This window comes from Herbaspirillum sp. GW103, from assembly GCF_000261365.1.
Classification (GTDB): domain Bacteria; phylum Pseudomonadota; class Gammaproteobacteria; order Burkholderiales; family Burkholderiaceae_D; genus Herbaspirillum.
Genome location: NZ_AJVC01000005.1, coordinates 119,522 through 144,494, shown reverse-complemented (window position 1 = coordinate 144,494; position 24,973 = coordinate 119,522). Strand labels below are relative to the sequence as shown.

Here is a 24,973-nt window from a genome sequence, read left to right as displayed (position 1 = left end):
AAAGCGTCGCAGGCACGACTAACGATGGGCCGCGACATTGGTAAATCGTTTTCAGTCAGAGGCTTGCATGACCACAGAATATCTCTTCACTTCCGAATCCGTTTCCGAAGGCCATCCCGACAAGGTCGCCGACCAGATCTCGGATGCCATCCTGGACGCGATCTTCACCCAGGACCCCTATTCCCGCGTTGCCGCCGAGACCCTGTGCAACACCGGTCTGGTGGTGCTGGCCGGTGAAATCACCACGCGCGCCAACGTCGACTACATCGATGTGGCCCGTGAAACCATCAAGCGCATCGGCTACGACAACGCCGACTTTGGCATTGACTACAAGAGCTGCGCCGTGTTGGTCGCCTACGACAAGCAATCCCCCGACATCGCCCAGGGCGTCGACGAAGGTCGCGGCGTTGACCTGGAGCAAGGTGCCGGCGACCAGGGCCTGATGTTCGGCTACGCCTGCAACGAAACCCCGGAACTGATGCCGGCGGCGATCTATTATGCGCACCGCATCGTCGAGCGCCAGTCGCAGCTGCGCAAGGATGGCCGCCTGCCCTGGCTGCGTCCGGACGCCAAGTCGCAGGTCACGCTGAAGTACGTGGATGGCAAGCCGGTGGCCATCGATACCGTCGTGCTGTCGACCCAGCATGCGCCCGAGATGGAGCAGAAGGACATTCACGAAGCCGCCATCGAGGAAATCATCAAGCCGGTACTCCCGGCCGAGTGGCTCAAGAACACCCGCTACCTGATCAACCCGACCGGCCGCTTCGTCATCGGTGGCCCGCAAGGCGACTGCGGCCTGACCGGCCGCAAGATCATCGTCGATACCTACGGCGGTGCCGCACCCCATGGTGGCGGCGCCTTCTCCGGCAAGGACCCGTCCAAGGTCGACCGTTCGGCCGCCTACGCCGGCCGCTACGTGGCCAAGAACATCGTCGCCGCCGGCCTGGCCGAGCGTTGCCAGATCCAGGTGTCCTATGCCATCGGCATCGCCAAACCGACCTCGGTGATGGTGACCACCTTCGGTACCGGCAAGATCAGCGATGAAAAGCTGGCGCAACTGGTGCAGGAACACTTCGACCTGCGCCCCAAGGGCATCGTGCAGATGCTGGACCTGCTGCGTCCGATCTACGCCAAGACTGCCGCCTACGGCCACTTCGGCCGTGAAGAGCCGGAATTCACCTGGGAGCGCACTGACAAGGTGGCTGCCCTGCGCGCTTCGGCTGGTCTGTAAGAAAGCCTACCCGGCGCGGGCCGGGTGAGGCGCGAATGAAGCCGGAAAACGGGCGGGTGAAGATCAATTCACGCGCCTGTTCCAAGGATTGACTAACGGCGGCCCCGCGCTACAATGCTGTTCCTCGCGAATGAAGATTCGCGCCATTTTTCCGATGTCGGCATTGCGTCTGGAAAGTCAAATCTCACAATGCCTCACCGCTGCAAGGAGCGTTGCGACAGGGACATCCCCTGCCAGGCTTGAAGCGATGAACAGGCGCATGTCGCCTGGCAACCGCGCTCACGTTACTTTTTTTCTGGCTTTTTCATGAAAGGAGGGCGTGAACAGCGCCATTGCCATGACTACTCAAACCAATCAGCAAGACTACATCGTCGCCGACATCAAGCTGGCCGACTGGGGTCACAAGGAAATCAAGATCGCCGAAACCGAAATGCCGGGCCTGATGGCAATCCGCGAGGAATTCGCCGCATCCCAGCCCCTGAAGGGCGCACGCATCACCGGTTCGCTGCACATGACCATCCAGACCGCCGTGCTGATCCAGACCCTGGAGGCACTGGGCGCCAAGGTGCGTTGGGCTTCCTGCAACATCTACTCGACCCAGGATCACGCTGCCGCCGCCATCGCCGCCAACGGCACCCCGGTGTTCGCCGTCAAGGGCGAAACCCTGGATGAATACTGGGAATACACCCACCGCATCTTCGAATGGGCCGACGGTGGCTATTCCAACATGATCCTCGACGACGGCGGCGACGCCACCGTGCTGCTGCACCTGGGCACCCGTGCCGAAGCCGACATCTCGGTGCTGGACAAGCCGGATTCGGAAGAAGCCGTGTGCCTGTTCAACGCCATCAAGCGCACCCTGGCCAAGGACCCGCAGTGGTATTCCAAGCGCATCAAGGAAATCAAGGGCGTCACCGAAGAGACCACCACCGGCGTGCACCGTCTGTATCAGATGTTCAAGGAAGGCAAGCTGGCCTTCCCGGCCATCAACGTCAACGACTCGGTCACCAAGTCCAAGTTCGACAACCTCTACGGTTGCCGCGAATCGCTGGTGGACGGCATCAAGCGCGCCACCGACGTGATGATCGCCGGCAAGGTCGCCATCGTGGCCGGTTACGGTGACGTCGGCAAGGGTTCGGCACAGGCGCTGCGTGCCCTGTCGGCCCAGGTGTGGGTCACCGAGATCGACCCGATCTGCGCCCTGCAGGCCGCCATGGAAGGCTACCGCGTGGTCACCATGGACTACGCCGCCGAACACGGCGACATCTTCGTCACCGCCACCGGCAACTACCATGTGATCACCCATGAGCACATGAAGAAGATGAAAGACCAGGCCATCGTCTGCAACATCGGCCACTTCGACAATGAAATCGAAGTCGCCGCCCTGAAGCAGTACACTTGGGAAAACATCAAGCCGCAGGTCGACCACGTGATCTTCCCGGACGGCAAGCGCCTCATCCTGCTGGCCGAAGGCCGCCTGGTCAACCTGGGTTGCGCCACCGGTCACCCGTCCTACGTGATGAGCTCGTCCTTCGCCAACCAGACCATTGCCCAGATCGAACTGTTCGTCAACACCAAGGACTACCCGGTCGGCGTCTACACGCTGCCCAAGCATCTGGACGAGAAGGTCGCCCGACTGCAGCTGAAGAAGCTCAATGCGCAACTGAGCGAGCTCACTGCCGAACAGGCTGCCTACATCGGCGTGAAAGTTGACGGCCCCTACAAGCCCGAACACTACCGCTACTGATCCCTGCCCGGGCTGGCTCCATCGCGGGCTGGCCCGGCAGTGCCAGCATCGTCTCCCGCCTGCGGACCCTTGCATCGCTGCTGTCGGTGATGCAAGCTTCACGGGTATCTTCATGACTCCCTGACGGGGTCGAAAGGTTTATCCATGCGCCTGCTGCTGACCTGGCTCATCAATGCCCTGGCCTTGCTGGCCGTTCCCTACCTGATGCACTCGGTGCAGGTCGACAGCTTCGGCTCGGCCCTGCTGGCCGCGCTCATCCTGGGGTTCGTCAATACCATCGTGCGCCCGGTGCTGGTCGTGCTGACCCTGCCGGTGACCATGCTCACCCTGGGCCTGTTCATCCTGGTCATCAATGGCCTCATGTTCTGGGTCGTGGCGCAACTGGTCGGTGGCTTCCACGTGGCCGGCTTCTGGTCCGCCGTGGGCGGCGCACTGCTCTACAGCATCGTGTCCTGGGCCCTGTCCACACTGTTGCTGAAATCGGGTTCGAATCAATGAGTACACATAATTTCAGTATCGAATTTTTCCCGCCCAAGACTGCAGAAGGCACCGAAAAGCTGCGCGCCACCCGCGCCCGGCTGGCCGCGCTGGCACCGAAGTATTTCTCGGTGACCTTCGGTGCGGGCGGTTCGACGCAACAAGGCACGCGCGATACCGTGCTGGAAATCATCGGCGAAGGCCATGACGCCGCGCCGCACCTGTCCTGCATCGGCAGCTCGCGCGCCAGCCTGCGCGCCATCCTGGAGGACTATCGCGCCCACGGCATCAAGCGCCTGGTGGCCCTGCGTGGTGACCTGCCCAGCGGCTATGGCGCCATGGACCAGGCCTCCAGCGAGTTCCGCCATGCCAACGAACTGGTCGAGTTCGTCCGCGCCGAGACCGGCGACTGGTTCCACATCGAAGTGGCCGCCTACCCGGAGATGCACCCGCAAGCCCGTTCGCCCCAGGACGACGTGCAGAACTTCGTGCGCAAGGTCAAGGCCGGCGCCAATTCGGCCATCACCCAGTATTTCTACAATGCCGATGCCTATTTCCGCTTCGTGGACGAGGCCGCCAAACTGGGCGCGACCGTGCCGGTCATCGCCGGCATCATGCCCATCACCAACTACACCCAGCTGATGCGCTTCTCGGATATGTGCGGCACCGAGATCCCGCGCTGGATCCGTCTGAAGCTGGCCAGTTATGGCGACGATACCGAATCCATCCGCGCCTTTGGCCAGGATGTGGTCATCCAGCTGTGCCAGCGCTTGCTGGCAGGCGGTGCCCCAGGTTTGCATTTTTATTCACTGAATCAGGCGGGCCCGACCGAGGCCATCTGGCAGCAGCTGGTGAAGTAGGCTGCGCCTGCCCCGCCAAGCCGGACTGTGGTCCGGCTTTTTTCTTCATATATCGTCGAAAATGACGCTATCCAGCGCGATGTCGTGGGGTTGCGCCTCGAACTCGACCCGTCCGAATCCATGGCAGACCCCCACGGCCAGTGGTCGAGGGGTGGCTGCCAGCGTGCGGTCATAGAACCCGCCCCCATAGCCCAGCCGGAAGCCTGCGGCATTCGCGCCCAGGCAGGGGATCAGCAGAGCCTGTGGCCGCACCACGGCCGTGCCGGCCGGCGGCACCAGGGTGCCCAGTGCGTCTTTCTCGAGCGCATCGCCGGGATGCCAGGCACGAAATTCCAGCGCCGCCTGCTTGTCCACCACCACCGGCAGGCACAGGTGCACGCCGCGCGCGGCCAGTGCGTTATAGGCCGCAGACAGATCCGGTTCACGCCGGATCGGTTGGTAGACCGCCAGGCTGTGGATCGCCTGTGCGGCGCACCAGTGCAGCACGCGCTGCCCGATGAGCGCATCGGCGGCGGCCTTGTCCTCCTCGGTCAGTGCCTTGCGGCGCGCCAGCAGTTCGGCGCGCAGCCGTTGTTTGTGAAGGGCGGCCGCCTCCTCTTGCGTCTGTGGAGGCGGCGTGTCGCGTGCTATGCTTGGGTTCATTTTCTGTTTCACCAATCTGCAAGAAGAAGCCTGCATGAGTATGCGTCCGAAGAATCATCCGTTCAACCAGCGCCTGCGTGCGCTGGCCGCCTCCCTGGCGCTCCCCCTGGCACTGGCCAGCGCTGCCATGCTTGGTGTTGCGCCTGCTGCCCACGCCCAGAAGCGTGTGGCGCCGGACGCCTCCCCTGACGATCTCTTCCTGGCCCTGCGCCAGGCCGCCGCCAGCGACAATGCCGCGCTGGCGCAAGACCTGGCCTCACGGCTCTCGGGCTACGAGCTGGCATCCTATGTCGACTACTATCGCCTCAAGCCCCGTGTGCGCGACTACAGCGCCAGCGAACAGGAGATCCGCGATTTCCTGGCTCGCTGGGATGGCCAGGCCATCGTCGATCGCCTGCGCAACGACTGGTTGCTGGCCCTGGGCAAGACCGGCAACTGGACCGTTTTCGATGAGCAGTATCTCCTGTTCGTGCTCAACGACGATACCCAGGTCAAGTGCTTCGCCCTGAACTCGCGCGCGCTCAAGGGTGCCAACGTCGCCGAGGAGGCGCGGGCTCTGCTGACCAATCCCAAGGACTACGGCCAGGGTTGCAGCGACCTCATCGCCACGCTGGCGCAGAATGGCCAGTTCAGCGATGCCGACGTCTGGTTCCAGATCCGCCAGGCCGCCGAGAATGGCAATGCCACCGTGGCCCGCCGCGCGGCCGTGCTGGTCGACAATGGCGATGTCAGCGTGACCCGGGTGATGGAACGCCCGGCACTGATGCTGGCCAAGGGGCCTGGCCGGGGCGCCGCCAACCACCAGCTCTACATCATTGCCCTGGGTCGCATCGCCAGGAGCAATCCGTCCCAGGCTGCCACCTACCTCAGCGATGCCGCGCGCACCCTGAGCCCGCAGGAAGTCGCGCAGGGCTGGGCGCAGATCGCCCTGTCGGCCTCCTACAAGCTGGCGCCGGAAGCCTCGGAGTACTGGCGCAAAGCCAAGGATGCGCCCCTGACCCAGGACGCGATGCAATGGAAGGTGCGCATGGCCCTGCGCGACGGCGACTGGAAGACCGTGCGCAAGACCATCGAAGCCATGCCGGCCCCGCTGCGCAGCGATACCACCTGGGTCTACTGGCTGGGCCGGGCGCTCAAGGCCGAAGGCCAGAACGAGGCAGCCCGCCGCCTGTTCGAATCGATCGCGCCCAACTTCAGTTTCTATGGTCAGCTGGCGCAGGAGGAACTGGGCCAGCAGATTACCATCCCGCCGGGCCCGACGCCGCCGGGCGCGGGCGAGGTGGCGCTGTATTCGCAGAATGCCGGCTTCAAGCGTTCGCTCAAGTTCTATCAGTTGAACCTGCGTTTCGAAGCCATCCGCGAATGGAACTGGGAACTGCGCAACATGAATGACCGCCAGTTGCTGGCCGCGGCCGAATACGCGCGCCAGAACGACGTGCTGGACCGCATGGTCAATACGTCCGATCGCACCAGGAGCGAGTTCGATTTCACCCAGCGTTTCCCGGCCCCGCACCTGCCCGAGATGAATGCGGCCACGCGCCCGTTGGGGATGGAAAACGCCTGGGTCTATGGACTGATCCGACAGGAGTCGCGCTTCATCAAGTCGGCCCGTTCGCACGTGGGGGCCTCCGGCCTCATGCAGCTCATGCCCGCCACTGCCAGGTTCGTCGCCAAGAAGATCGGCATGACCGAGTTCACCGCCGATCAGGTCAACGACATCAACACCAACCTGCTGCTGGGCACCAGCTATCTGGACATGGTGCTCAACAACCTGGAAGGCTCGGAGATCCTGGCCACCGCCGGCTACAATGCCGGCCCCGGTCGTCCGCGCAGCTGGCGCGCGACCTTGCCGCGTCCGGTGGAAGGGGCCATCTTTGCCGAGATCATTCCTTTCAATGAAACCCGGGGCTATGTCAAGAACGTGATGTCCAATGCGACCTACTATGCGGCCATGTTCGAGAACCGCCCGCAATCCCTGAAGCAGCGCCTGGGAACGGTGGCACCCAATGCCAACGTCGCCACCGACCTGCCCTGATCCCATCACGCCGGCCGACGTCCCCGGCGGAGGCGGCCGCCAGCGGTTCCTGGAAATCGGAGAGTGATAAATGGCAGTCAAGAAGATCCTCGTCATCGGTGGTTCCGGCTTCATCGGCACCCGCTTGATCGAACTGCTGGGCAGCACCACCGGCTATCGCGTCATGGTACCCACGCGCCGCTACGAGCGCGCCAAGCATCTGCTGGTCTCGCCCGTGGTCAGCGTGGTCCAGGCCGATATCCATGACGATGCCGTGCTGGCGCGCCTGGTGGCCGAGGCCGATGTGGTCATCAATCTGGTCGGCATCCTGCAGTCGCGCCCGGCCCGGGGCGGTGCGTCCTACGGTCCGGATTTCGAGCGCCAGCACGTGGTGCTGCCACGCCGTATCGTCGCCGCTTGCGCGCAGCAGGGCGTGGCGCGCTACCTGCACATGAGCGCACTGTGCGCCGATGCCCAAGCGCCGTCGATGTATCTGCGTTCCAAGGCGGCCGGCGAGCAGGAGGCCCTGGCCTCACCCGCGCTGGACGTGGCGATCTTCCGTCCCTCGGTAGTGTTTGGCGAGGGCGACAATTTCATCAACATGTTCGCCGGGTTGAACCGCATGTTCCCGGTGATCCCGCTGGGCAGTCCTGATGCGCGCTTCCAGCCGGTCTACGTGGGTGATGTGGCACAGGCCTTCGTCAATGCCCTGGCGCTGCCGCGGCTGGGCGGCAAGGTGTTTGAACTGGGCGGACCCAAGCAATATACGCTGCGCGAGCTGGTGCGCCTGTCGGGCTGGTACAGCGGTCATCCGCGCCCGGTGATCGGCTTGCCCGATGCGGCCGGCTGGCTGCAGGCCTTCGCGCTGGAACACCTGCCGGGCAAACTGATGAGCCGCGACAATGTGGCCTCGATGAAGGTGGACAACGTCCTGCACGGACCTGTTGCCCCCGAACTGCAGCTCACGCCACGCGCGCTGGAAGATATCGTCCCCGGTTATCTCCTGCCGCGCAGCCCGCAACAGCAATTCGACTTCTTCCGTAGCACCGCGCGGCGCTGAATGGTTCAGTCGCTGCGCCTTTGATCTTCGAGAAACGAGCCCTCATGCAAGATACAGAACTGGATCCTGTCCTGTCCGAAACGCTGCAAAAAGCCGGACGCCACATGCCCACGTTGGTGATCGCCAACAAGAATTATTCGTCCTGGTCGATGCGCCCCTGGGTTGCTGCCGTGGCCTTCGACATCCCCTTCAAGGAAGTGCGCGTGCTGCTGGACCAGCCCGAGACCGCCAACGAAATCGCCCGCTACACCGGCTCGGGCCGCGTGCCGGTGCTGCTCGATGGCGACATCGCGATCTGGGATTCGCTCTCCATCTGCGAATACCTGGCCGAGCAATTCCCCGACCGCCACCTGTGGCCGGCGCGCACCGACGCGCGCGCCATCGCGCGCAGCATCTGTGCGGAGATGCACTCCGGTTTCACCGGCCTGCGTACTGCCATGAGCATGGATATTCGTGGCCGCCATCCGGGCAAGGGACGTACCGCCGAGGCGCAGGCCGATATCGCGCGGGTATGCGAGATCTGGGAAGAGTGCCTCTCGCAATTCGGTCATCATCAATTCCTCTTCGGTGACTTCTCCATTGCCGACGCCTTCTATGCGCCGGTGGTGATGCGCTTCGTCAGCTACCAGGTGCCGCTGGCACCGGCCCTGCAAGCCTATGCCGACCGCGTGCGCGAGCACCCGGCGGTGGCGCGCTGGATCGCCGAGGCGCTGGCCGAGAAGGAAATCCTTCCGGATCACCAGTGAGGCGCAGCCGATGAAGACCTACACCGTCGGCGGCGCAGTGCGCGACGGCTTGCTGGGCCTGCCGGTGAAGGACCGCGACCACGTGGTCGTCGGTGCTACGCCGGAGCAGTTGCTGGCACTGGGTTTCCGCCCGGTGGGCAAGGACTTCCCGGTGTTCCTCCATCCCGAGACCCACGAGGAATATGCCATGGCCCGCACCGAGCGCAAGACCGCGCCCGGTTACAAGGGCTTCGATTTCCACGCCGCGCCCGATGTGACGCTGGAAGATGATCTTGCGCGCCGTGACCTCACCATCAATGCGATGGCGCAGGATGAGGATGGTACCCTGGTCGATCCGTATCACGGTCGTGCCGACCTTGAGGCGCGCGTATTTCGCCATGTCTCTGACGCCTTCGTCGAAGACCCGGTCCGCATCCTGCGTGTGGCGCGCTTTGCGGCGCGCTTCGCCGATTTCACGGTGGCGCCGCAAACCAATGCGCTCATGCAGCGCATGGTCGATGAGGGCGAAGTCGATGCGCTGGTGCCGGAACGCGTCTGGCAGGAACTGTCGCGCGGATTGATGGAGCACAAGCCTTCGCGCATGTTCGAGGTCTTGCGCGTCTGCGGTGCCTTGCAGCGCATCCTGCCCGAACTCGATGCCTTGTGGGGTGTGCCGCAACCGGAGAAGTGGCATCCGGAAATCGATACCGGTGTGCATGTGATGCTGGTGGTCGACTGGGCCGCCGCGCAGGATTTTTCATTGCCGATCCGTTTTGCCGCGCTGTTGCACGACCTCGGCAAAGGCACCACGCCGCCCGAGATCTGGCCGCGCCATCATGGTCATGAAGCGCGCAGCGAGCGGCTTGTCGAGCAGGTCTGTGCGCGCCTGAAAGTCCCCGGCGAGTGCCGCGATCTGGCACTCATGACCGCACGCGAACATGGCAATGTGGGACGCTGCTTCGAGATGCGTCCCGGTACCCTGGTCAAGTTCTTCGCACGCTGTGACGCCTTCCGCAAACCGCAGCGCTTCCTCGACATGCTGCGCGCCTCGGAATGCGATCATCGTGGCCGCACCGGACTGGAGTTGCAGCCCTTCCCGCAGGCGGCCTATCTGGAAGGCGCGTTGCAGGCCGCCAGCGCCATCGATGCCGGTGCCATCGCGCAGCAGCAGACCCAGCCGCAGCGCATTGCCGATGCCATCCTGGCGGCGCGTACGGCGCAGGTGGCGACTTACGTCGAGCAGCATCGTCCGGCACAGCCTTGAGGGAGACTGCACCATGAGCCATCCCCTGTCCCGGTTTCTGCAGCGCCTGCGTGGCCGGCATGGGGCGCCACCGCAAGCGCATGAGGAGAAGCCGGACAAGCCCAATGTCTTCGTCAAGGAACTCTCGCCGCGCGCGCGTCGCCACTTGCTGCGCCACTTCCTCGCGCTGGAAGAGAAGGACCGCCTGCTGCGTTTCGGTTCCAAGCTCTCCGACGAGATGGTCACGCGCTACGTGGAAGGCATCAACTTCGAACGCGATACCGTCTTCGGTGTGTATGATCGCCGCCTGCGTCTTCTGGGTGTGGGCCACCTGGCCTTTGCGCCCAAGGAGAGTACGCGCATCAGCGGTGCCACCATCAAGCCGGTGGTAGCCGAGTTCGGGGTGTCGGTAACGGCGGCCGCGCGCGGGCTCGGTGTTGGCACGCGCCTGTTCATGCGGGCGTCGATGCACTGTCGCAATGCCGACGTCGATACGCTGTACATGCACTGTCTCTCGTCGAACAAGGTGATGATGCACATCGCCAAGAAGGCCGGCATGGAGATCCACCGCGACTACGGCGAGGCCGATGCCTATCTCAAGATCAAGCCCGCCAATTCGGCCACCGTGTTTCAGGAAGCGCTGGAAGAGCAGGTCGCCATGCTGGATTACATCGTCAAGGCCAACTTCAAGGCCCTGTTGAAATGGGGAGCGCGCGTGACCGGCATCGGCGCGAAGAAGAAAGGCGACGGCGCGCCACCGCCCCCTGCCTGACGCGCTTCTTGCGCAAGCGCACATGACCATCCCCTGCAGGGAGCGCATAATATGCGCCTCACTTTGATAACGGGTATGCCATGAGCACCAATCCCAACACCGATGATTTCTTCGCCACCGTCGCCACCAAGTCCGATAGCGGCGCCTTGCGCGGCGACTACAGCCAGGCCGACGCCAACTACGTCGTGGCCCAGAACTGGGACAGCTACACGCCGGCCCAGCATGCGCTGTGGCGTCGTCTCTATGAACGCCAGGCCCGGCTCATTCCCGGCCGCGCCTGTGATGTCTTCATCGACAGCCTCAAGGCCCTCGATGTCTCGCAAGGCATCCCGCGCTTTGATCGCACTACCGAAGCGCTCTACAAGGCCACTGGCTGGCAACTGGTGGCTGTGCCCGGTCTGGTGCCGGATCACACCTTCTTCGAGCACCTGGCCAATCGCCGCTTCCCGGTCACGGTGTGGCTGCGTGAAGAGCACGAGTTCGATTACATCGTCGAGCCCGACCTGTTTCATGATTTCTTCGGTCACGTGCCGCTGCTGTTCAATCCCGTCTTCGCCAATCACCTGCAGGAATACGGCAAGGGTGGCTTGAAGGCCCTCAAGCTCGACGGCCTGGCCTACCTGGCGCGCCTGTACTGGTACACCATCGAGTTCGGTCTGATCCAGAGCAAGGAGGGTTTGCGCATCTATGGCGCCGGCATCCTGTCCTCGGGCGGCGAGGTCGAGTATTGCCTCTCCAGCGACCAGCCGCGCCGCGTGCCGTTTGAAGTGGAGCGCATCATGCGCACGCTCTACAAGATCGATACCTATCAGGAGACCTATTTCGTCATCAAGGATTTCGAGCAGCTCTTCAACGATACCGCGCCGGACTTCACGCCGCTCTATGAAAGGCTCAAGCAGCAGGAAGCTTTGCCGGCCAATACGCTGTTGCCGGGCGAGACCAGCTTCGCCCCCAACCGCTGACGACGACAGTGCAGCACACCTCCAGCACAGCCGGGCCATGCGCCCGGCTTTTTCGTGGCCGGAACAATCACACATAAAAAAAGCGGATCCGACAGGGGAGGCCGGATCCGCGAGCTAGTGGTGCTTTCAACACTAGAGGGGAGGAACCTTGCACAGTAACGGATACCAATCAATCGCTGTTCAAGTGAGGTCTATTAAACGCCAGCCACCGGGCCGTTCCAATGGCTTTTACGGGCTGTTACATTCGCGTCTTGCTTGTAACACTTGGGCCGCTTGCCGCCCTTTTTTTTCAGCCGGAAATATTGTTGTTTTCAGCTTTCCGGCATTTTCTTCTCTGCATCCTGCCAAACGCCGCAGGACTTGCGGAAAGTGTTTCCTGCATGCCAAAACGGCCCGGAAACCCTGCTGCGGCGCGCGTAGCGGGCCGGTCACCCTTGTGCTAACTTGACACTACAACTTGAAGACACCCGATCCACAAGACCGAGGTGTTCCCGATTCCCGACAGACCGGCGTAGTCCTGCGGCGACACTGCATGGCGCGTCACTGACGGGGGCATGTGCAAGGCAAAAACAAGATTTTTGGCACGGAGACCACATGAACGCACCCCTACCCGCCGGGCAACGCCTGCTGCTGGACGATGTATCCCTGGATGACAAATATGCGCTGGAGCGCGGCCGCGTCTTCATGACCGGCATCCAGGCGCTGATCCGCCTGCCGATGCTGCAGCGGCAATACGATGAACGCGCCGGACTGAATACCGCCGGCTTCATCACCGGCTATCGCGGTTCCCCCTTGGGTTCGGTGGACCAGACCGCCGAGAAGGCGCGCAAATACCTGCAAGCCAGGCAGATCAGGTTCCATCCCGGCATGAACGAAGACCTGGCTGCCACCAGCGTGTGGGGCACGCAGCAGGTCAATCTCTTCAAGGGTGCGCAATACGATGGCGTGTTCTCGCTGTGGTATGGCAAGGGCCCGGGGGTGGATCGTTGCGGTGACGTCTTCAAGCACGCCAACATGGCCGGCACGTCAAAGCATGGTGGTGTGTTGGTGATTGCCGGCGATGACCACGCCGCCAAGTCCTCCACCGCTGCACATCAGAGCGAGCATATCCTCAAGGCTTGCGGCATTCCGGTGCTCTATCCGTCCTCGGTGCAGGAGTATCTCGACTACGGCCTGCATGGCTGGGCCATGAGCCGCTACACCGGTTTGTGGGTGGCGATGAAATGCGTGACCGACCTGGTCGAATCGGGCATGTCGGTGATGATCGATCCGGAGCGCGTGAAGATCCAGTTACCGGACTTCGAACTTCCGCCCGATGGCCTCAATATCCGCGTGCCCGACACCGTGCTGGGCCAGGAAGCGCGGATGATCAACTACAAGTGGTATGCCGCGCTGGCCTATGCGCGCGTGAACAAGTTGAATCGCATCATCTGGGACAGCCCGCGTGCGCGCATCGGCATCATCACCGCCGGCAAGTCCTATCTCGATACGCGACAGGCGCTGGAAGATCTGGGCATTGATGAACAGGTCGCGGCCGACATCGGTATTCGCCTCTACAAGGTCGGCATGACCTGGCCGCTGGAAGCCGAAGGTGTGCGTGAATTCGCGCAGGGTCTGGATGAGATTTTGGTGGTCGAGGAGAAGCGTCAGATTCTTGAATACCAGTTAAAGGAAGAACTCTACAACTGGCGCGACGATGTCCGTCCGCGTGTGGTCGGCAAATTCGATGACACCGGCGAGTGGAGCGGTTCGCAGCGCGAAGGCCATGGCAACTGGTTGCTGCCGGCCACCTATGAACTCAATCCGGCGCAGATCGCACGCGCGATTGCCACGCGCATCTCGCGCTATTTCGCCGGCCATCCGGTGGAGCAGCGCGTACGCACCCGCGTGGCCTATCTCGAAGCCAAGGAAGCCGCCCTCAATATCAGCAGCAAGCCCGATCCCGACAAGGACCGCATACCGCATTTCTGCTCGGGCTGTCCGCACAATACCTCCACCAAACTGCCCGAGGGCAGCCGTGGCCTGGCCGGTATCGGCTGCCACTACATGGTCACCTGGATGGACCGCGAGACCCAGCTTTTCACCCACATGGGTGGCGAGGGCGTGACCTGGGTCGGGCAGGCGCCGTTCACAACGGAGAAACACGTCTTCGCCAACCTGGGGGATGGCACCTATTTCCATTCCGGTCTGCTGGCGGTGCGCGCCTCGGTTGCGGCCAAGGTCAACATCACCTACAAGATCCTCTATAACGATGCCGTGGCCATGACCGGTGGCCAGGAGTTCGATGGTCCGCTCGATCCGGCCATGATCTCGCGCCAGCTGGCGGCCGAAAACGTTCGGCCCATCATCGTGGTCACCGACGAGCCCGACAAGTATCCGGCCGGCACCCAATGGGCCGAGGGCGTGACCATCCGTCACCGTAGCGAACTCGATGCGGTACAGCGCGAACTGCGCGAGCAGCCGGGTGTGTCGGCCATGATCTATGACCAGACCTGCGCATCGGAAAAGCGCCGTCGTCGCAAACGCAATGCCTATCCCGACCCGGCCAGGCGTGCCGTCATCAATGAGGCAGTGTGCGAAGGTTGCGGCGATTGCAGCGTGCAGTCCAACTGCCTCTCAGTGGAGCCGCTGGAAACCGAGTTCGGCCGCAAGCGCCAGATCAATCAGTCGTCCTGCAACAAGGACTATTCCTGCGTAAACGGTTTCTGCCCCAGCTTCGTGACGGTGGAAGGCGGCCAGTTGAAGAAGCCCGCGCGCGCCAAGGCACAATCCGGTCCGGCCTTGCCGACGCTGCCCGAGCCGGTGCTGCCGGGTCTGGCCCAGCCTTACGGCATCGTGGTCACCGGCGTGGGCGGCACGGGCGTGATCACCATCGGCCAGATCATCGCCATGGCCGCCCATGTCGAAGGGCGTGCCTGTTCCGTGCTGGACATGAGCGGACTGGCCCAGAAGGGCGGGCCGGTGATGTCGCACGTGCGCGTGGCCGAAGACCCGGACCACATCCAGTCCACCCGCGTGGGCACCGGCATGGCCGATCTGGTGATTGGCTGCGACGTCATCGTCACCGCCGGGCGCGATGCGCTCTCTCGGATGGGCGAGGGACGTACCCATGCAGCGGTCAATTCGACGCAGATGCCGACTGCTGCCTTCGTGCGCAATCCGGACTGGCAATTCCCCACCGCCTCCAGCGAAGGCGAGATCGCCAGAGCCTGTGGTCGTGACAATCTGTCCCTGATCGATGCGGGCCGCATCGCCACGGCGCTCATGGGCGATGCCATCGCGACCAACATGTTCATGCTCGGCTATGCCTGGCAAAAGGGCTGGGTGCCCTTGTCCGAAGCGGCGCTGTTGCGCGCCATCGAGCTCAATGCGCTGCAGGTGGAGTTCAACCAGCAGGCCTTCGCCTGGGGCCGCGTGGCCGCGCACGATGTCGACTTCGTACTGGCCGCTGCGGGCCGCAACGGCATGACGGCGCAGGTGATCGAATTCAAGCGCACGCCGAGTCTGGAGGAACTGGTGGAACGTCGCGTGGCCTTCCTGACCGATTACCAGAATGCCGCCTATGCGCGCAGCTATCGCGATGCCGTGGAAGAAGTGCGTGCACGCGAGAGCGCGCTGGGTGAGGCCGGACGCGGCCTCAAACTGAGCCGCGCAGTAGCGACCGGTCTCTTCAAGCTCATGGCCTACAAGGATGAGTACGAAGTTGCGCGCCTCTACACCGAGCCCGCCTTCCGCGCCAAGATCGCCGGCATGTTCGAGGGCGATTACAAGCTGCGCTTCCATCTTGCACCGCCGCTGCTGGCCAGGCGCGATGACAAGGGGCATCTGCGCAAGCAGGCTTTCGGCAGCTGGATGATGCCGGCCTTTGGCGTACTGGCGAAATTACGCTTCTTGCGCGGCACGGCCTTCGATCCCTTCGGCTACACCGACGAACGCAAGCAGGAGCGGGCCCTGATCACCGACTATCGCGCCACGCTCTCACGCCTGCTGGCGCGGCTCACGCCCGAGAACCTGGAGCAGGTGATTGCCGTGGCCCGGATTCCGGAAGACATTCGCGGCTACGGTCACGTCAAGGAACGCCATCTGAAAGCGGCTCTGCAGAAACAGGCCGCCTTGCTGGCACAGCTGGAAGAGGGATCGTCTGAGCAGCCGCATTCGCCGCCAGGAGGCGGCAAGCGGGCCGCCTGAGAAAGTTGTGGTGAGGTCAGGAACGGTCAGCGGATCAGGCCAGGCGGCCACCGCTGACCCGTTCGATACCGGCCAGATCCCGCCAGCTCTGCACTTCGGCGAAGCCGGTGCCGCAGAGCAGTCCGCGTACTGCGGCAGCCTGATCATAGCCATGCTCCATCAGCAGCCAGCCACCGGGCAGCAGATGCGCCGGCGCGCCATCGATGATGCTGCGCAGATCGCTCAAGCCATCGCCGTGGTCGGTCAGCGCATCAACCGGCTCAAAACGCAGGTCACCACGCGAGAGATGAACATCGCCTGCGACAATATACGGCGGGTTGGAGGCAATCACCGCAAAGCGCTGATCGCGGGGCAGCGCGGCGTACCAGTCGCTTTCCAGCAACGTCACGCGGACTTGGTTGGCCGTGGCGTTCTCGCGCGCGATGGCCAGGGCAGCAGCACTCGCGTCCAGTGCCGTTACCACCGCATCGGGCCGCGTACGGGCGATGGCGATGGCAATCGCGCCCGAACCGGTGCCCATGTCCAGCAGCGCGCCGTCCTGCGGCAATCGTTCCATCGCCAGTTCCACCAGCAGCTCGGTATCGGGGCGGGGGATCAGCACATCTGGCGTGACGCGCAAATCCAGTCCATAGAATTCACGTTGGCCGACGATGTAGGCAATCGGCTCGCCGCGCAGGCGGCGGGTGTAGAGGGCCGTGAGCAGCACCGACTCGTCGGCGGTGAGACGGCGCTCGGATTGGGTGATCAGCTGCACACGCGTGATGCGCAGCGCGTGGCACAGCAGGATGCGGTTCTCCAGCGGATCCAGCGGCGCCGTCTTCAGTACGGTGGCCAGGGTGCAGCCGGCATAGCTGGAGAGCGGCTCCATCACTTCCAGATCGTGGTGCGCGGTGCGCGCTTGAACAGTTGCACGGCCAGCACCAGCGCCAGCACGCCGAACCAGATCAGCGACCAGGTCGGAATCTGCAAGCCCCACACCGGTGGCCAGGGCGCCGAGCAGAAGCCGTCGGCGGTGAACATCTGCGGCCACAGCTTGACGGTGGGCAACTGGTTGAGTGCCGTTTCCAGCGGATCGGTGGTGCAGGAGACTCCCGGATGCGCCTTCACGTACAGATGCCAGATCGCCGTGCCGGCGCCGCCCAGTGCGGCCAGCAGGCCCAGACCGGCGCTGCCGCGGCGGGCCGCTTCCGGCATCAGGGCACCGAGCAGGGCGAAGGCGCCCACCAGCATGAACATGTAGCGCTGGATCACGCACAGCGGGCAGGGCTGCATTTCTTCGACGATCTGCAGGTACATGGCAACGCCCAGCAGGGCGGCGCAGACCAGCGCTACCAGCAGGAAAACCGCTTTGGATGATTTCATGGTTGAGGATTCAGTGATTCATTAATGGGGATACGGCATCGGGACCTTCGGAGCGCAAAGCCAGGCGGAAACCTGACCGGCTTTTTCGCCATGACGCGATTGTAGAGAAGTCCTTGCCTGCGTGCATGCTGCCCGCGCAGGCAATTTTGAGCGCAGGCCCTAGTCGTCGCCGAGTTGCGCCAGCAGTTCGGCCTGATGCTCGGTGATGAGGGCGTTGGTCAGCTCATCCAGATCGCCATCCATGATGAAATCGAGCTTGTAGAGCGTCAGGTTGATGCGGTGGTCGGTCATGCGCCCCTGCGGGAAGTTGTAGGTGCGGATGCGCTCGCTGCGGTCGCCCGAGCCGATCAGCGACTTGCGGGTGGCGGCCTCCTTGGATTGCTGCTCGCGCAATTGCACATCCTTGATCCGGGCGGCCAGCACCTTCATGGCCTGCGCCTTGTTCTTGTGCTGGCTGCGGTCGTCCTGGCATTCCACCACGATGCCGGTAGGCAAGTGGGTGATGCGTACGGCCGAATCGGTCTTGTTGATGTGTTGCCCGCCGGCACCGGAGGCACGATAGGTATCGATGCGCAGGTCGGCCGGGTTGATGTCCACATCTTCGACTTCGTCGGCCTCGGGCATGACCGCCACCGTGCAGGCGGAGGTGTGGATGCGACCCTGGGTCTCGGTGGCCGGCACGCGCTGCACGCGGTGGCCGCCGGATTCGAACTTCAGGCGCGAATAGGCCCCGAAGCCGGCGATGCGGGCAATCACTTCCTTGTAACCGCCCAGTTCCGATTCGGAGGCCGAGACGATTTCCACCTGCCAGCGCTGGCGTTCGGCATAGCGGGTGTACATGCGCAGCAGGTCGCCGGCAAACAGGGCCGATTCGTCACCTCCCGTTCCGGCGCGGATTTCCAGGAAGATGTTTCGTTCATCATTGGGATCCTTGGGCAGCAGCATCTTCTGCAGATCCAGCTCCAGCGCCTCCATGCGTGCCCTGGCGGCGTCGATTTCTTCCTGCGCGAAAGCCTTCATATCGGGGTCCGACAGCAGTTCGCCAGCGGTGCGGATATCTTCACTGGCCTGCACATAGTCGTGGTACAGCGCCACCAGCGGGCCCAGTTCGGCGTGTTCGCGGGTCATCTTGCGGAAGTTGTCCATGCTGGCGGTGGCATCTTCCTGCGCCAGCAGGCTGTTGAGCTCTTCCAGCCGTTCGGCGAGCTGGTCGAGTTTGGCGAGCATCGAGGGTTTCATGGAGTCGGAATTCGGTAACGGTGAGCAATGAGGGAGGCCACGGCCATCATGCAGGAACGGCCCAGGATGACCCGCCGCAGGTAGCGGTCAGACGCGGGAGGGAAGCGCTAACGCTTGGCGCGGAACAGTTGCGGCAGCAGCGAGACCAGCTGGCTGCGCTGCTCGCCCTGGGCGTGATGCAGGGCCTGTTGCGGGCCGTGCAGGAACTTGGCGGTCAGGCCCTTGGAGAGGGCGTCGAGCACCGCTTCCACATCCTCGCCCTTGGCCAGCATGCGGCGTGCGCGCTCCAGTTCGGCCAGGCGCAGCGCCTCGCCGGTTTCGTGCAGGTCCTGGATCAGCGGCACCATGGCGCGGCTGTCGATCCAGTGCATGAAGGATTGCACCCGGGTTTCGATGATGGCTTCGGCCTGGGCCACCGCCGCCTGGCGGTTTTCCACGCCGCTCTGGACCACGGAGGCCAGATCGTCCACGGTGTAAAGGAAGACGTCATCCAGGCGCCCGACCTCGGCCTCGATATCGCGCGGCACGGCCAGGTCGACCATGAAGATGGGCTTGTGGCGGCGTGCCTTGACGGCCCGTTCCACCAGCCCCAGGCCGATGATGGGCAACTGCGAGGCGGTACAGGACACCACGATGTCGAAGCTGGCCAGTTGTGCCGGCAGGTCGGCCAGGCGGATGGCGCGACCGCTGAACCGATGGGCCAGGGTTTCACCGCGCTCCATGGTGCGGTTGGCCACCGTCAGGGTCTTGGGATTCTGGGCCGCAAAGTGCGTGGCGCACAGCTCGATCATCTCGCCCGCGCCGATGAAGAGCACGTTCTGGCCGGAGATCGAATCGAAGATGCGTTGCGACAGGCGCACCGCCGCTGCCGCCATGGAGACGCTATGTGCGCCGATCTCGGTGGTACTGCGCACTTCCTTGGCTACCGCGAAGGTACGCTGGAACAGCTGATGCAGGTAAGTGCCCAGACCACCGGCGGCGTCGGCCTGGCGCACCGCATCTTTCATCTGGCCCAGGATCTGCGGTTCGCCCAGCACCATCGAATCCAGCCCGGAGGCGACGCGGAAGGCATGGCGCACGGCATTGTCCTGCGGCAGCGAGTAGAGATACGGACGCAGGTCGGCGTAGGCAATCTGGTGGTACTCGGCCAGGAACTGCGCGGTACGGTCGATGGCGAATTCCACACCATCCGGGCCGGCAGCCGCTGCGGCATAGAGCTCGGTACGGTTGCAGGTGGAAAGGATGGCCGCCTCGCCCGAGGCCACGATCTTGTCATGCCCGCCAAACCATGCGCGTGCGGACGCCACCGCCTGACCGATCTGGTCAGCAGGGAAAGCCACTTTTTCGCGCAGCGAGACCGGCGCGGTAGTGTGGTTGAGTCCGACGGCGAGCAAATTCATGAAAGAATCGACTAGTAAGGCAGCAGTGCCGATGAGCTGGGAAAATACACTTCTATGGCTGCGAAACTGAATGAAAAACGTAGGATGTCATGCAATTCGTACAAAATCAGACAGATTCGGCCCCGGTTTTGGGAATAATTATACTCTTTGCCCATTGAGGGGTTGGGGCGTGTCCTGATAATCGGTATATGTCCCTGACATGGATCAGGCTTGGCACAGATGGCTGTGCACGGCGGCAACAGCTTGGGCCGAGCTTTTCCTGCCGGGGCCTATGCCGACGGGTGCGGTTCTTCCATCCCTTCCAGGCGTTCCAGCTGGTAGCCGTAGCCATAGACGGTAGCCAGCTGGTAGCCGTTGCCGGGATGCAGCTTGAGTTTGGTGCGGATGCGCGAGACGTGGGTATCGATGGTGCGGGTCGGCGTATCCGGCTCGGCGCCCCAGATGCGTTCGCGCAGGAAGGCGCGCGACAGCGGGCGGCCCAGGTGCTGCATGAACAGCAGGGCCAGTTCGACTTCCTTGCGGGTGAGCGTGGCGTCCAGGCCGGGGCGCTCGGGATGGGTGATGCGCAGGCGCGCCAGGTCGACCATGAAGCCACCGGCTTCGACCACGCTGGGCGGGGCTTCATAGGGTTGCGCAGCCAGCAACAGCAGATCCAGCCGCAGGGCCAGTTCCTGGCGCTCCACCGGCTTGACCAGGAAGTCGTCGGCTCCGGCCATGCGCAGATTGCGCAGCCAGTGCTGGTGGGCCGGCGTACACAGCAGCAACACCACCGGCCGCGCCTTGGACGCCGCCGGAGGGCGGTGCTGCTGGACCAGCATGGTCACCGCATGTTGATGGCGCTGCAGGTCGTCCAGGTCCAGCACGACCAGATTGGCGCGCTCGGCACAGGCGGCTGCGAAGCCCTCCACGCCGCTGTAGACCTGGCAGTCATGGCGATCGGCCAGTTGCGTGACCAGGGTCACGGTATCGGCGTCTCTGGAAAGAATTCCGATTTTCATCGCATCAGTTCGGGGCAGCAGTCAAAGGCAGTCAACGCGCAGCGCCCCGGATGGGTGGACCGCATTGGCAAAAAGGGCAGCCGCGGCTGCCCTTTTCCAGCATGGATGGCGCACCTGCCTGCTCAGGCAGCCGGTACGTCGCTGTCGGGCAGCACCACGTTCACGTCCAGCACTTCCAGGTTGCCCTGGCGGTCCAGCGAGATCTTGATGTCGTCGGCGTCGACCTTGGTGTACTTGGAAATCACCTCGATGAGTTCCTTGTGCAGCGCCGGCAGGAAGTCCGGACCCTGGCGACCGTTGGAACGTTCGCGGGCGATGATGATCTGCAGCCGCTCCTTCGCCGCCACCGCACTTTTGGGCTTGCTGGGGAACAGGAAAGAAAGCAGGGACATGTCACTTACCTCCGAAGATGCGCTGCAGGAGGCCCGGCTTTTCATAGTTGGTGAAACGCAGCTCGACGGTCTCGCCGAGGAAGCGCGACACCACGTCCTGATAGGCCTGGGCTACGTCGCTATCCTTCATGTGGATGGCCGGGGAGCCCTGGTTGGAAGCCTGCAGCACGGTTTCCGATTCGGGGATGATACCGATCAAGGGGATGCGCAGGATTTCCTGCACGTCGGTATAGGACAGCATCTCGCCGTCTTCCACGCGCTTGGGCGCGTAGCGGGTGATGAGCAGGTGCTCCTTGACCGGCTCGCCGCCCGAGGAGGCGCGGCGCGACTTGGCCTGGATGATGCCGAGGATGCGGTCCGAGTCGCGCACCGAAGACACTTCCGGGTTGGAGACCACGATGGCTTCGTCGGCGAAGGTCAGCGCCATCACCGCACCGTGCTCGATCCCGGCGGGGGAGTCGCAGATGATGTAGTCGAAGTCCATCTTGGCCAGGTCGGTCAGCACGCGCTCCACGCCTTCTTCGGTCAGGGCGTCCTTGTCGCGGGTCTGCGAGGCCGGCAGGATGAACAGGTTGTCGCAGTGCTTGTCCTTGATCAGGGCCTGGTTCAGCGTGGCTTCCTTGTTGATCACGTTGATCAGGTCGTAGACCACCCGGCGTTCGCAGCCCATGATCAGGTCCAGGTTGCGCAGACCGACGTCGAAGTCGATCACGGCCGTCTTGTGGCCGCGCATGGCCAGGCCCGATGCGAAACTGGCGCTGGACGTCGTTTTGCCGACGCCGCCCTTACCCGAAGTCACAACGATGATTTTTGCCACGAAAAACTCCTTAAGAAGAACAGTACGCCGGCGGTTCCGGCTGGATTCGTTTATATGATTTACACCGTCGCCTTACGCGGCCGACATCGGCAGCACGTCGATCCGTTCGCCCTGCAGGCGCACCTGCACCTGCTTGCCGGCCAGCTCCGGTGCATGACCGTTCTCGAAGGTTCGATAGACCCCCGCAATGGAAACCAGTTCCGCTTCCAGTGAAGCGGCGAAGATGCGCGCAGCCGTATTGCCCGACGCACCGGCCAGCGCCCGCCCGCGCAGCGGCGCGTAGACGTGGATGCAGCCATCGGCGATGAGCTCGGCGCCATTGTTGACCACGGCCAGCACCACCAGGTCGGCCCCGCGCGCGTAGATGCGCTGGCCGGCGCGTACCGGGGTATCGATGACGATGGTGTTGGCCACCGCAGCGGGCTGAGCGGGCGCAGCCGGCGCGGCAGCGGTCACCGGTGCGGGCGGCGGCGCGGCTTCCTGCGCGGCCGCTTCATGGGCACGGGCGTTGGCTGCACCGGCACCGGCCACGGCCGAGTTGTCGATGGCCAGGCCATGGGCAACGATGCCGCCGTGCAACTCTTCCGGCGCGTTGCGCACGGCCACCGTATTCAAGCGGAAGCGCTTGAACAGCGCCACCACGGCAGTCCAGTCAATGGCCGCCGCGGCGGTCGCCTCCAGGGTGCCGATATCGAGCACCGCGAATTCGTCTTCGAAGAAATCGGCGACGCCGCCAGTCATCTCCTTCAGGGCTTTTTCCAGCGAAGTCGGATCGGTTTCATGCAAGATTGCTGAAATAGCAACTACAGTGGAAATTTTGATTTCGATCGGTTTGCGCGCTTTTTGCATAAATCCAGTAGTTCAATGCAGCGGAAAGTGAAGAAAAATACAGACCTCCCAGCCGGGATGGCTGTGCATTATACAGGCTGGATGCGGCTGCGATAGCGGTGGAGCGGGGCTTTTCGGCAGGCAAGGATGGGGCGCAGTGGGTGTCGACGATTTGCCAAATATTTGTGGCAAAAAGCCAGTGCCCCGGAACACGCAACGCCAGTCTTGTAAGTTGTATCGCTACAAGATACATCGATCGCCATGATCAAGAGTTCCCGACACAAAGGGCTGCAACGTTTCTTTGAGACGGGCAGCAAGGCAGGCATTCAGGCCGCCCATGCGGGCAGGCTGCGGTTGCAGCTGGCTGCGCTGGAACAGGCCATCCGGCCGGAAGATCTCTCAGCGCCTGCATGGGCGCTGCATCCACTCAAAGGTGCTCTGAAGGGGCAACGCATCTCACAGATTGAATGTGAACAGGCCCTAATGCAAATCAACGGAGCTCAGTCATGACGCGCATGTTCAACCCGCCGCACCCGGGCGAGGTCCTGAGGGAATATCTGGGTGAGATGACCGTCACGGAAGCAGCCATGCGTCTGGGCGTCGCCCGTGTCACGCTGCAGCGGATCGTCAATGGCGCTGCCGGCATCTCGCCGGACATGGCCTATCGACTGGCGGCGGCCTTCGGCACCAGTCCCGAGCTCTGGGCCGGCATGCAATTGCAGTACGACCTGCATGCAGCCGGCAAGCTGGCGCGTCCCGTGATAGAACGCATTACGGCATGACAATGCAAAACCGCCGGCACCTCACGATGCCAGCGGTCTTCACCAAACGCGATCCGGGCGCCGGATGGCAGCGCCCGGCATGGGCCATCGATCAGCCCGGTACCTTGCCGTCCACGCCTTCGACGTAGAACTTGATGCCATGCAGGAAGCCGTCATCCGCCACGGCATCCTTGCCCAGGACTTCCTTGCCGGTATTGTCCTTGATCGGACCCTTCCAGATCGGCGCGCTGCCGTCGATGATGGCCTTCTTGCGCTCTTCGACCAGCGTCTTCACGTCGGCCGGCAGGTCAGGATTGAAGGCAGCCAGGTCGATGCCGTTGTCCTTCAGGCCGATCCAGCTGGTGCTGCTCTTCCAGGTGCCATCCAGCACGGCCTGCACGCGGGCGGTGTAGTACACGCCCCAGTTGATCATCGAGGCGGCCAGGTGGGCCTTGGGGCCGAAGCTGGTCATGTCGCTGTCCCAGCCGAAGGCATACACACCCTTTTCCTGCGCGGTCTGCACCACGGCGGCCGAGTCGGTGTTCTGCATGAGCACGTCCACGCCCTGACCGATCAGGGTGGTGGCCGCTTCACGTTCCTTGCCCGGGTCGAACCACTTGTTGACCCACACCACGGCAGTGGTCGCCTTCGGATTGACCGAACGTGCGCCCAGGGTGAAGGAGTCGATGTTGCGGATCACTTCCGGAATCGGCACCGAGGCCACCACGCCCAGCTTGCCGGACTTGCTCATCTTGCCCGCGACTACGCCGGCCAGGTACGCGCCTTCATAGGTGCGCACGTCGTATTGCGCCAGGTTGTCGGCGGTCTTGAAGCCGGTGGCGTGTTCGAACTTCACGTCCGGGAATTCCTTGGCGACCTTGAGCATGGCTTCCATGTAGCCGAAGGTGGTGCCGAAGATCAGCTTGTTGCCATCGGTGGCCAGCTGGCGGAAAACGCGCTCGGCGTCGGCGGCGGATTCAGGAATGTTTTCCACGAAGGTGGTCTTGACCTTGTCGCCGAACTTCTCTTCGACCGCCTTGCGACCCTTGTCATGCGCGAAGGTCCAGCCGGCGTCACCGACCGGGCCGATGTAGACGAAGGCGACCTTCAGCGGATCAGCCGCCGGAGCAGCTGCAGCCGGCGCAGCAGCGGGCGCGGCGGCAGCGGGTTCTTCCTTCTTGCCGCAACCGATCAGGGTTGCCGCCGCCAGGGTGGCGAGCATCGTCAAGGATGCCCTGCGCGAAATCTTCATTGT

23 protein-coding genes and 1 riboswitch are annotated in these 24,973 nt (G+C 63.4%); of the genes, 13 read left to right on the top strand and 10 right to left on the bottom strand.

Annotated features, from left to right (window positions below):
- The first annotated feature begins 67 nt into the window (after positions 1–67).
- From metK to metF, 4 genes are all read left to right on the top strand, one after another.
- Positions 68–1,231, top strand: a complete 1,164-nt coding sequence (metK, locus tag GWL_RS17825; RefSeq protein ID WP_008332820.1) for a methionine adenosyltransferase — start codon at positions 68–70, stop codon at positions 1,229–1,231.
- A gap of 198 nt (positions 1,232–1,429) precedes the next feature.
- Positions 1,430–1,519: riboswitch (S-adenosyl-L-homocysteine riboswitch) on the top strand.
- 49 nt (positions 1,520–1,568) lie between these two features.
- Entirely contained in the window at positions 1,569–2,978 is a 1,410-nt protein-coding gene (gene ahcY / locus GWL_RS17820) for an adenosylhomocysteinase (RefSeq protein ID WP_217509980.1), read from the top strand.
- A gap of 144 nt (positions 2,979–3,122) precedes the next feature.
- Positions 3,123–3,476 (top strand): phage holin family protein, encoded by a 354-nt coding sequence (locus GWL_RS17815; RefSeq protein WP_008332818.1) that lies wholly within the window; start codon positions 3,123–3,125, stop codon positions 3,474–3,476.
- On the top strand, positions 3,473–4,315 hold the full coding sequence (metF, locus tag GWL_RS17810; protein WP_008332817.1) for a methylenetetrahydrofolate reductase [NAD(P)H]: 843 nt from the start codon (positions 3,473–3,475) through the stop codon (positions 4,313–4,315). The genes GWL_RS17815 and metF overlap by 4 nt, the downstream gene beginning before the upstream one ends.
- A 45-nt stretch (positions 4,316–4,360) precedes the next feature.
- On the opposite strand, the gene GWL_RS17805 is transcribed toward metF, so the two are convergent.
- Entirely contained in the window at positions 4,361–4,957 is a 597-nt protein-coding gene (locus GWL_RS17805; RefSeq protein ID WP_008332814.1) for a 5-formyltetrahydrofolate cyclo-ligase, read from the bottom strand.
- A 34-nt stretch (positions 4,958–4,991) separates the two neighbouring features.
- On the opposite strand from GWL_RS17805, the gene GWL_RS17800 reads away from it, so the two are divergent.
- From GWL_RS17800 to GWL_RS17770, 7 genes are all read left to right on the top strand, one after another.
- On the top strand, positions 4,992–6,992 hold the full coding sequence (locus GWL_RS17800) for a lytic transglycosylase domain-containing protein (protein WP_034351366.1): 2,001 nt from the start codon (positions 4,992–4,994) through the stop codon (positions 6,990–6,992).
- A 70-nt stretch (positions 6,993–7,062) separates the two neighbouring features.
- Positions 7,063–8,031, top strand: a complete 969-nt coding sequence (locus GWL_RS17795) for a complex I NDUFA9 subunit family protein (protein ID WP_008332811.1) — start codon at positions 7,063–7,065, stop codon at positions 8,029–8,031.
- A 44-nt stretch (positions 8,032–8,075) separates the two neighbouring features.
- The gene (locus GWL_RS17790; RefSeq protein ID WP_008332809.1) at positions 8,076–8,777 is read left to right on the top strand and encodes a glutathione S-transferase family protein; all 702 of its coding nucleotides are present in this window, start codon (positions 8,076–8,078) and stop codon (positions 8,775–8,777) included.
- A gap of 10 nt (positions 8,778–8,787) precedes the next feature.
- Entirely contained in the window at positions 8,788–10,020 is a 1,233-nt protein-coding gene (locus GWL_RS17785; protein WP_008332807.1) for a multifunctional CCA addition/repair protein, read from the top strand.
- Positions 10,021–10,033: 13 nt separating this feature from the next.
- The gene (locus GWL_RS17780; RefSeq protein WP_008332805.1) at positions 10,034–10,771 is read left to right on the top strand and encodes a GNAT family N-acetyltransferase; all 738 of its coding nucleotides are present in this window, start codon (positions 10,034–10,036) and stop codon (positions 10,769–10,771) included.
- Between the two features lie 80 nt (positions 10,772–10,851).
- Positions 10,852–11,733 carry a phenylalanine 4-monooxygenase gene (phhA, locus tag GWL_RS17775; protein WP_008332802.1) on the top strand — a complete coding sequence of 294 codons (882 nt, stop codon included), beginning with the start codon at positions 10,852–10,854 and terminating at the stop codon, positions 11,731–11,733.
- A gap of 594 nt (positions 11,734–12,327) precedes the next feature.
- On the top strand, positions 12,328–15,921 hold the full coding sequence (locus GWL_RS17770) for an indolepyruvate ferredoxin oxidoreductase family protein (RefSeq protein WP_008332799.1): 3,594 nt from the start codon (positions 12,328–12,330) through the stop codon (positions 15,919–15,921).
- 34 nt (positions 15,922–15,955) lie between these two features.
- Here GWL_RS17770 and prmC read toward each other — a convergent pair whose 3' ends face one another.
- From prmC to minC, 8 genes are all read right to left on the bottom strand, one after another.
- Positions 15,956–16,789 carry a peptide chain release factor N(5)-glutamine methyltransferase gene (gene prmC / locus GWL_RS17765; RefSeq protein WP_008332797.1) on the bottom strand — a complete coding sequence of 278 codons (834 nt, stop codon included), beginning with the start codon at positions 16,787–16,789 and terminating at the stop codon, positions 15,956–15,958.
- A complete protein-coding gene (locus GWL_RS17760; protein WP_008332789.1) occupies positions 16,789–17,283 on the bottom strand; it encodes a disulfide bond formation protein B in 495 nt (164 codons plus the stop codon). The genes prmC and GWL_RS17760 overlap by 1 nt, the downstream gene beginning before the upstream one ends.
- Before the next feature lie 159 nt (positions 17,284–17,442).
- Positions 17,443–18,522 carry a peptide chain release factor 1 gene (gene prfA / locus GWL_RS17755; protein WP_034351363.1) on the bottom strand — a complete coding sequence of 360 codons (1,080 nt, stop codon included), beginning with the start codon at positions 18,520–18,522 and terminating at the stop codon, positions 17,443–17,445.
- Positions 18,523–18,629: 107 nt separating this feature from the next.
- Positions 18,630–19,922, bottom strand: coding sequence for a glutamyl-tRNA reductase (gene hemA, locus GWL_RS17750; RefSeq protein ID WP_008332785.1), 1,293 nt, complete (start codon positions 19,920–19,922; stop codon positions 18,630–18,632).
- 269 nt (positions 19,923–20,191) lie between these two features.
- Positions 20,192–20,920, bottom strand: a complete 729-nt coding sequence (locus tag GWL_RS17745) for a response regulator transcription factor (protein WP_008332783.1) — start codon at positions 20,918–20,920, stop codon at positions 20,192–20,194.
- 122 nt (positions 20,921–21,042) lie between these two features.
- Positions 21,043–21,312, bottom strand: coding sequence for a cell division topological specificity factor MinE (gene minE / locus GWL_RS17740; protein ID WP_008332780.1), 270 nt, complete (start codon positions 21,310–21,312; stop codon positions 21,043–21,045).
- Position 21,313: 1 nt separating this feature from the next.
- Entirely contained in the window at positions 21,314–22,129 is an 816-nt protein-coding gene (minD, locus tag GWL_RS17735; RefSeq protein ID WP_008332778.1) for a septum site-determining protein MinD, read from the bottom strand.
- A gap of 72 nt (positions 22,130–22,201) precedes the next feature.
- On the bottom strand, positions 22,202–22,978 hold the full coding sequence (minC, locus tag GWL_RS17730) for a septum site-determining protein MinC (RefSeq protein ID WP_008332777.1): 777 nt from the start codon (positions 22,976–22,978) through the stop codon (positions 22,202–22,204).
- 240 nt (positions 22,979–23,218) lie between these two features.
- On the opposite strand from minC, the gene GWL_RS17725 reads away from it, so the two are divergent.
- Both GWL_RS17725 and GWL_RS17720 read left to right on the top strand, forming a co-directional pair.
- Complete coding sequence (locus GWL_RS17725) at positions 23,219–23,467, top strand: type II toxin-antitoxin system RelE/ParE family toxin (RefSeq protein ID WP_081486095.1); 249 nt, start codon at positions 23,219–23,221, stop codon at positions 23,465–23,467.
- Positions 23,464–23,739, top strand: coding sequence for a HigA family addiction module antitoxin (locus GWL_RS17720; RefSeq protein ID WP_008332775.1), 276 nt, complete (start codon positions 23,464–23,466; stop codon positions 23,737–23,739). The genes GWL_RS17725 and GWL_RS17720 overlap by 4 nt, the downstream gene beginning before the upstream one ends.
- Positions 23,740–23,830: 91 nt before the next feature.
- Here the strand turns inward: GWL_RS17720 and GWL_RS17715 are convergent, their stop codons facing one another.
- Positions 23,831–24,970 carry a BMP family ABC transporter substrate-binding protein gene (locus tag GWL_RS17715; RefSeq protein WP_008332774.1) on the bottom strand — a complete coding sequence of 380 codons (1,140 nt, stop codon included), beginning with the start codon at positions 24,968–24,970 and terminating at the stop codon, positions 23,831–23,833.
- Positions 24,971–24,973: the final 3 nt, after the last annotated feature.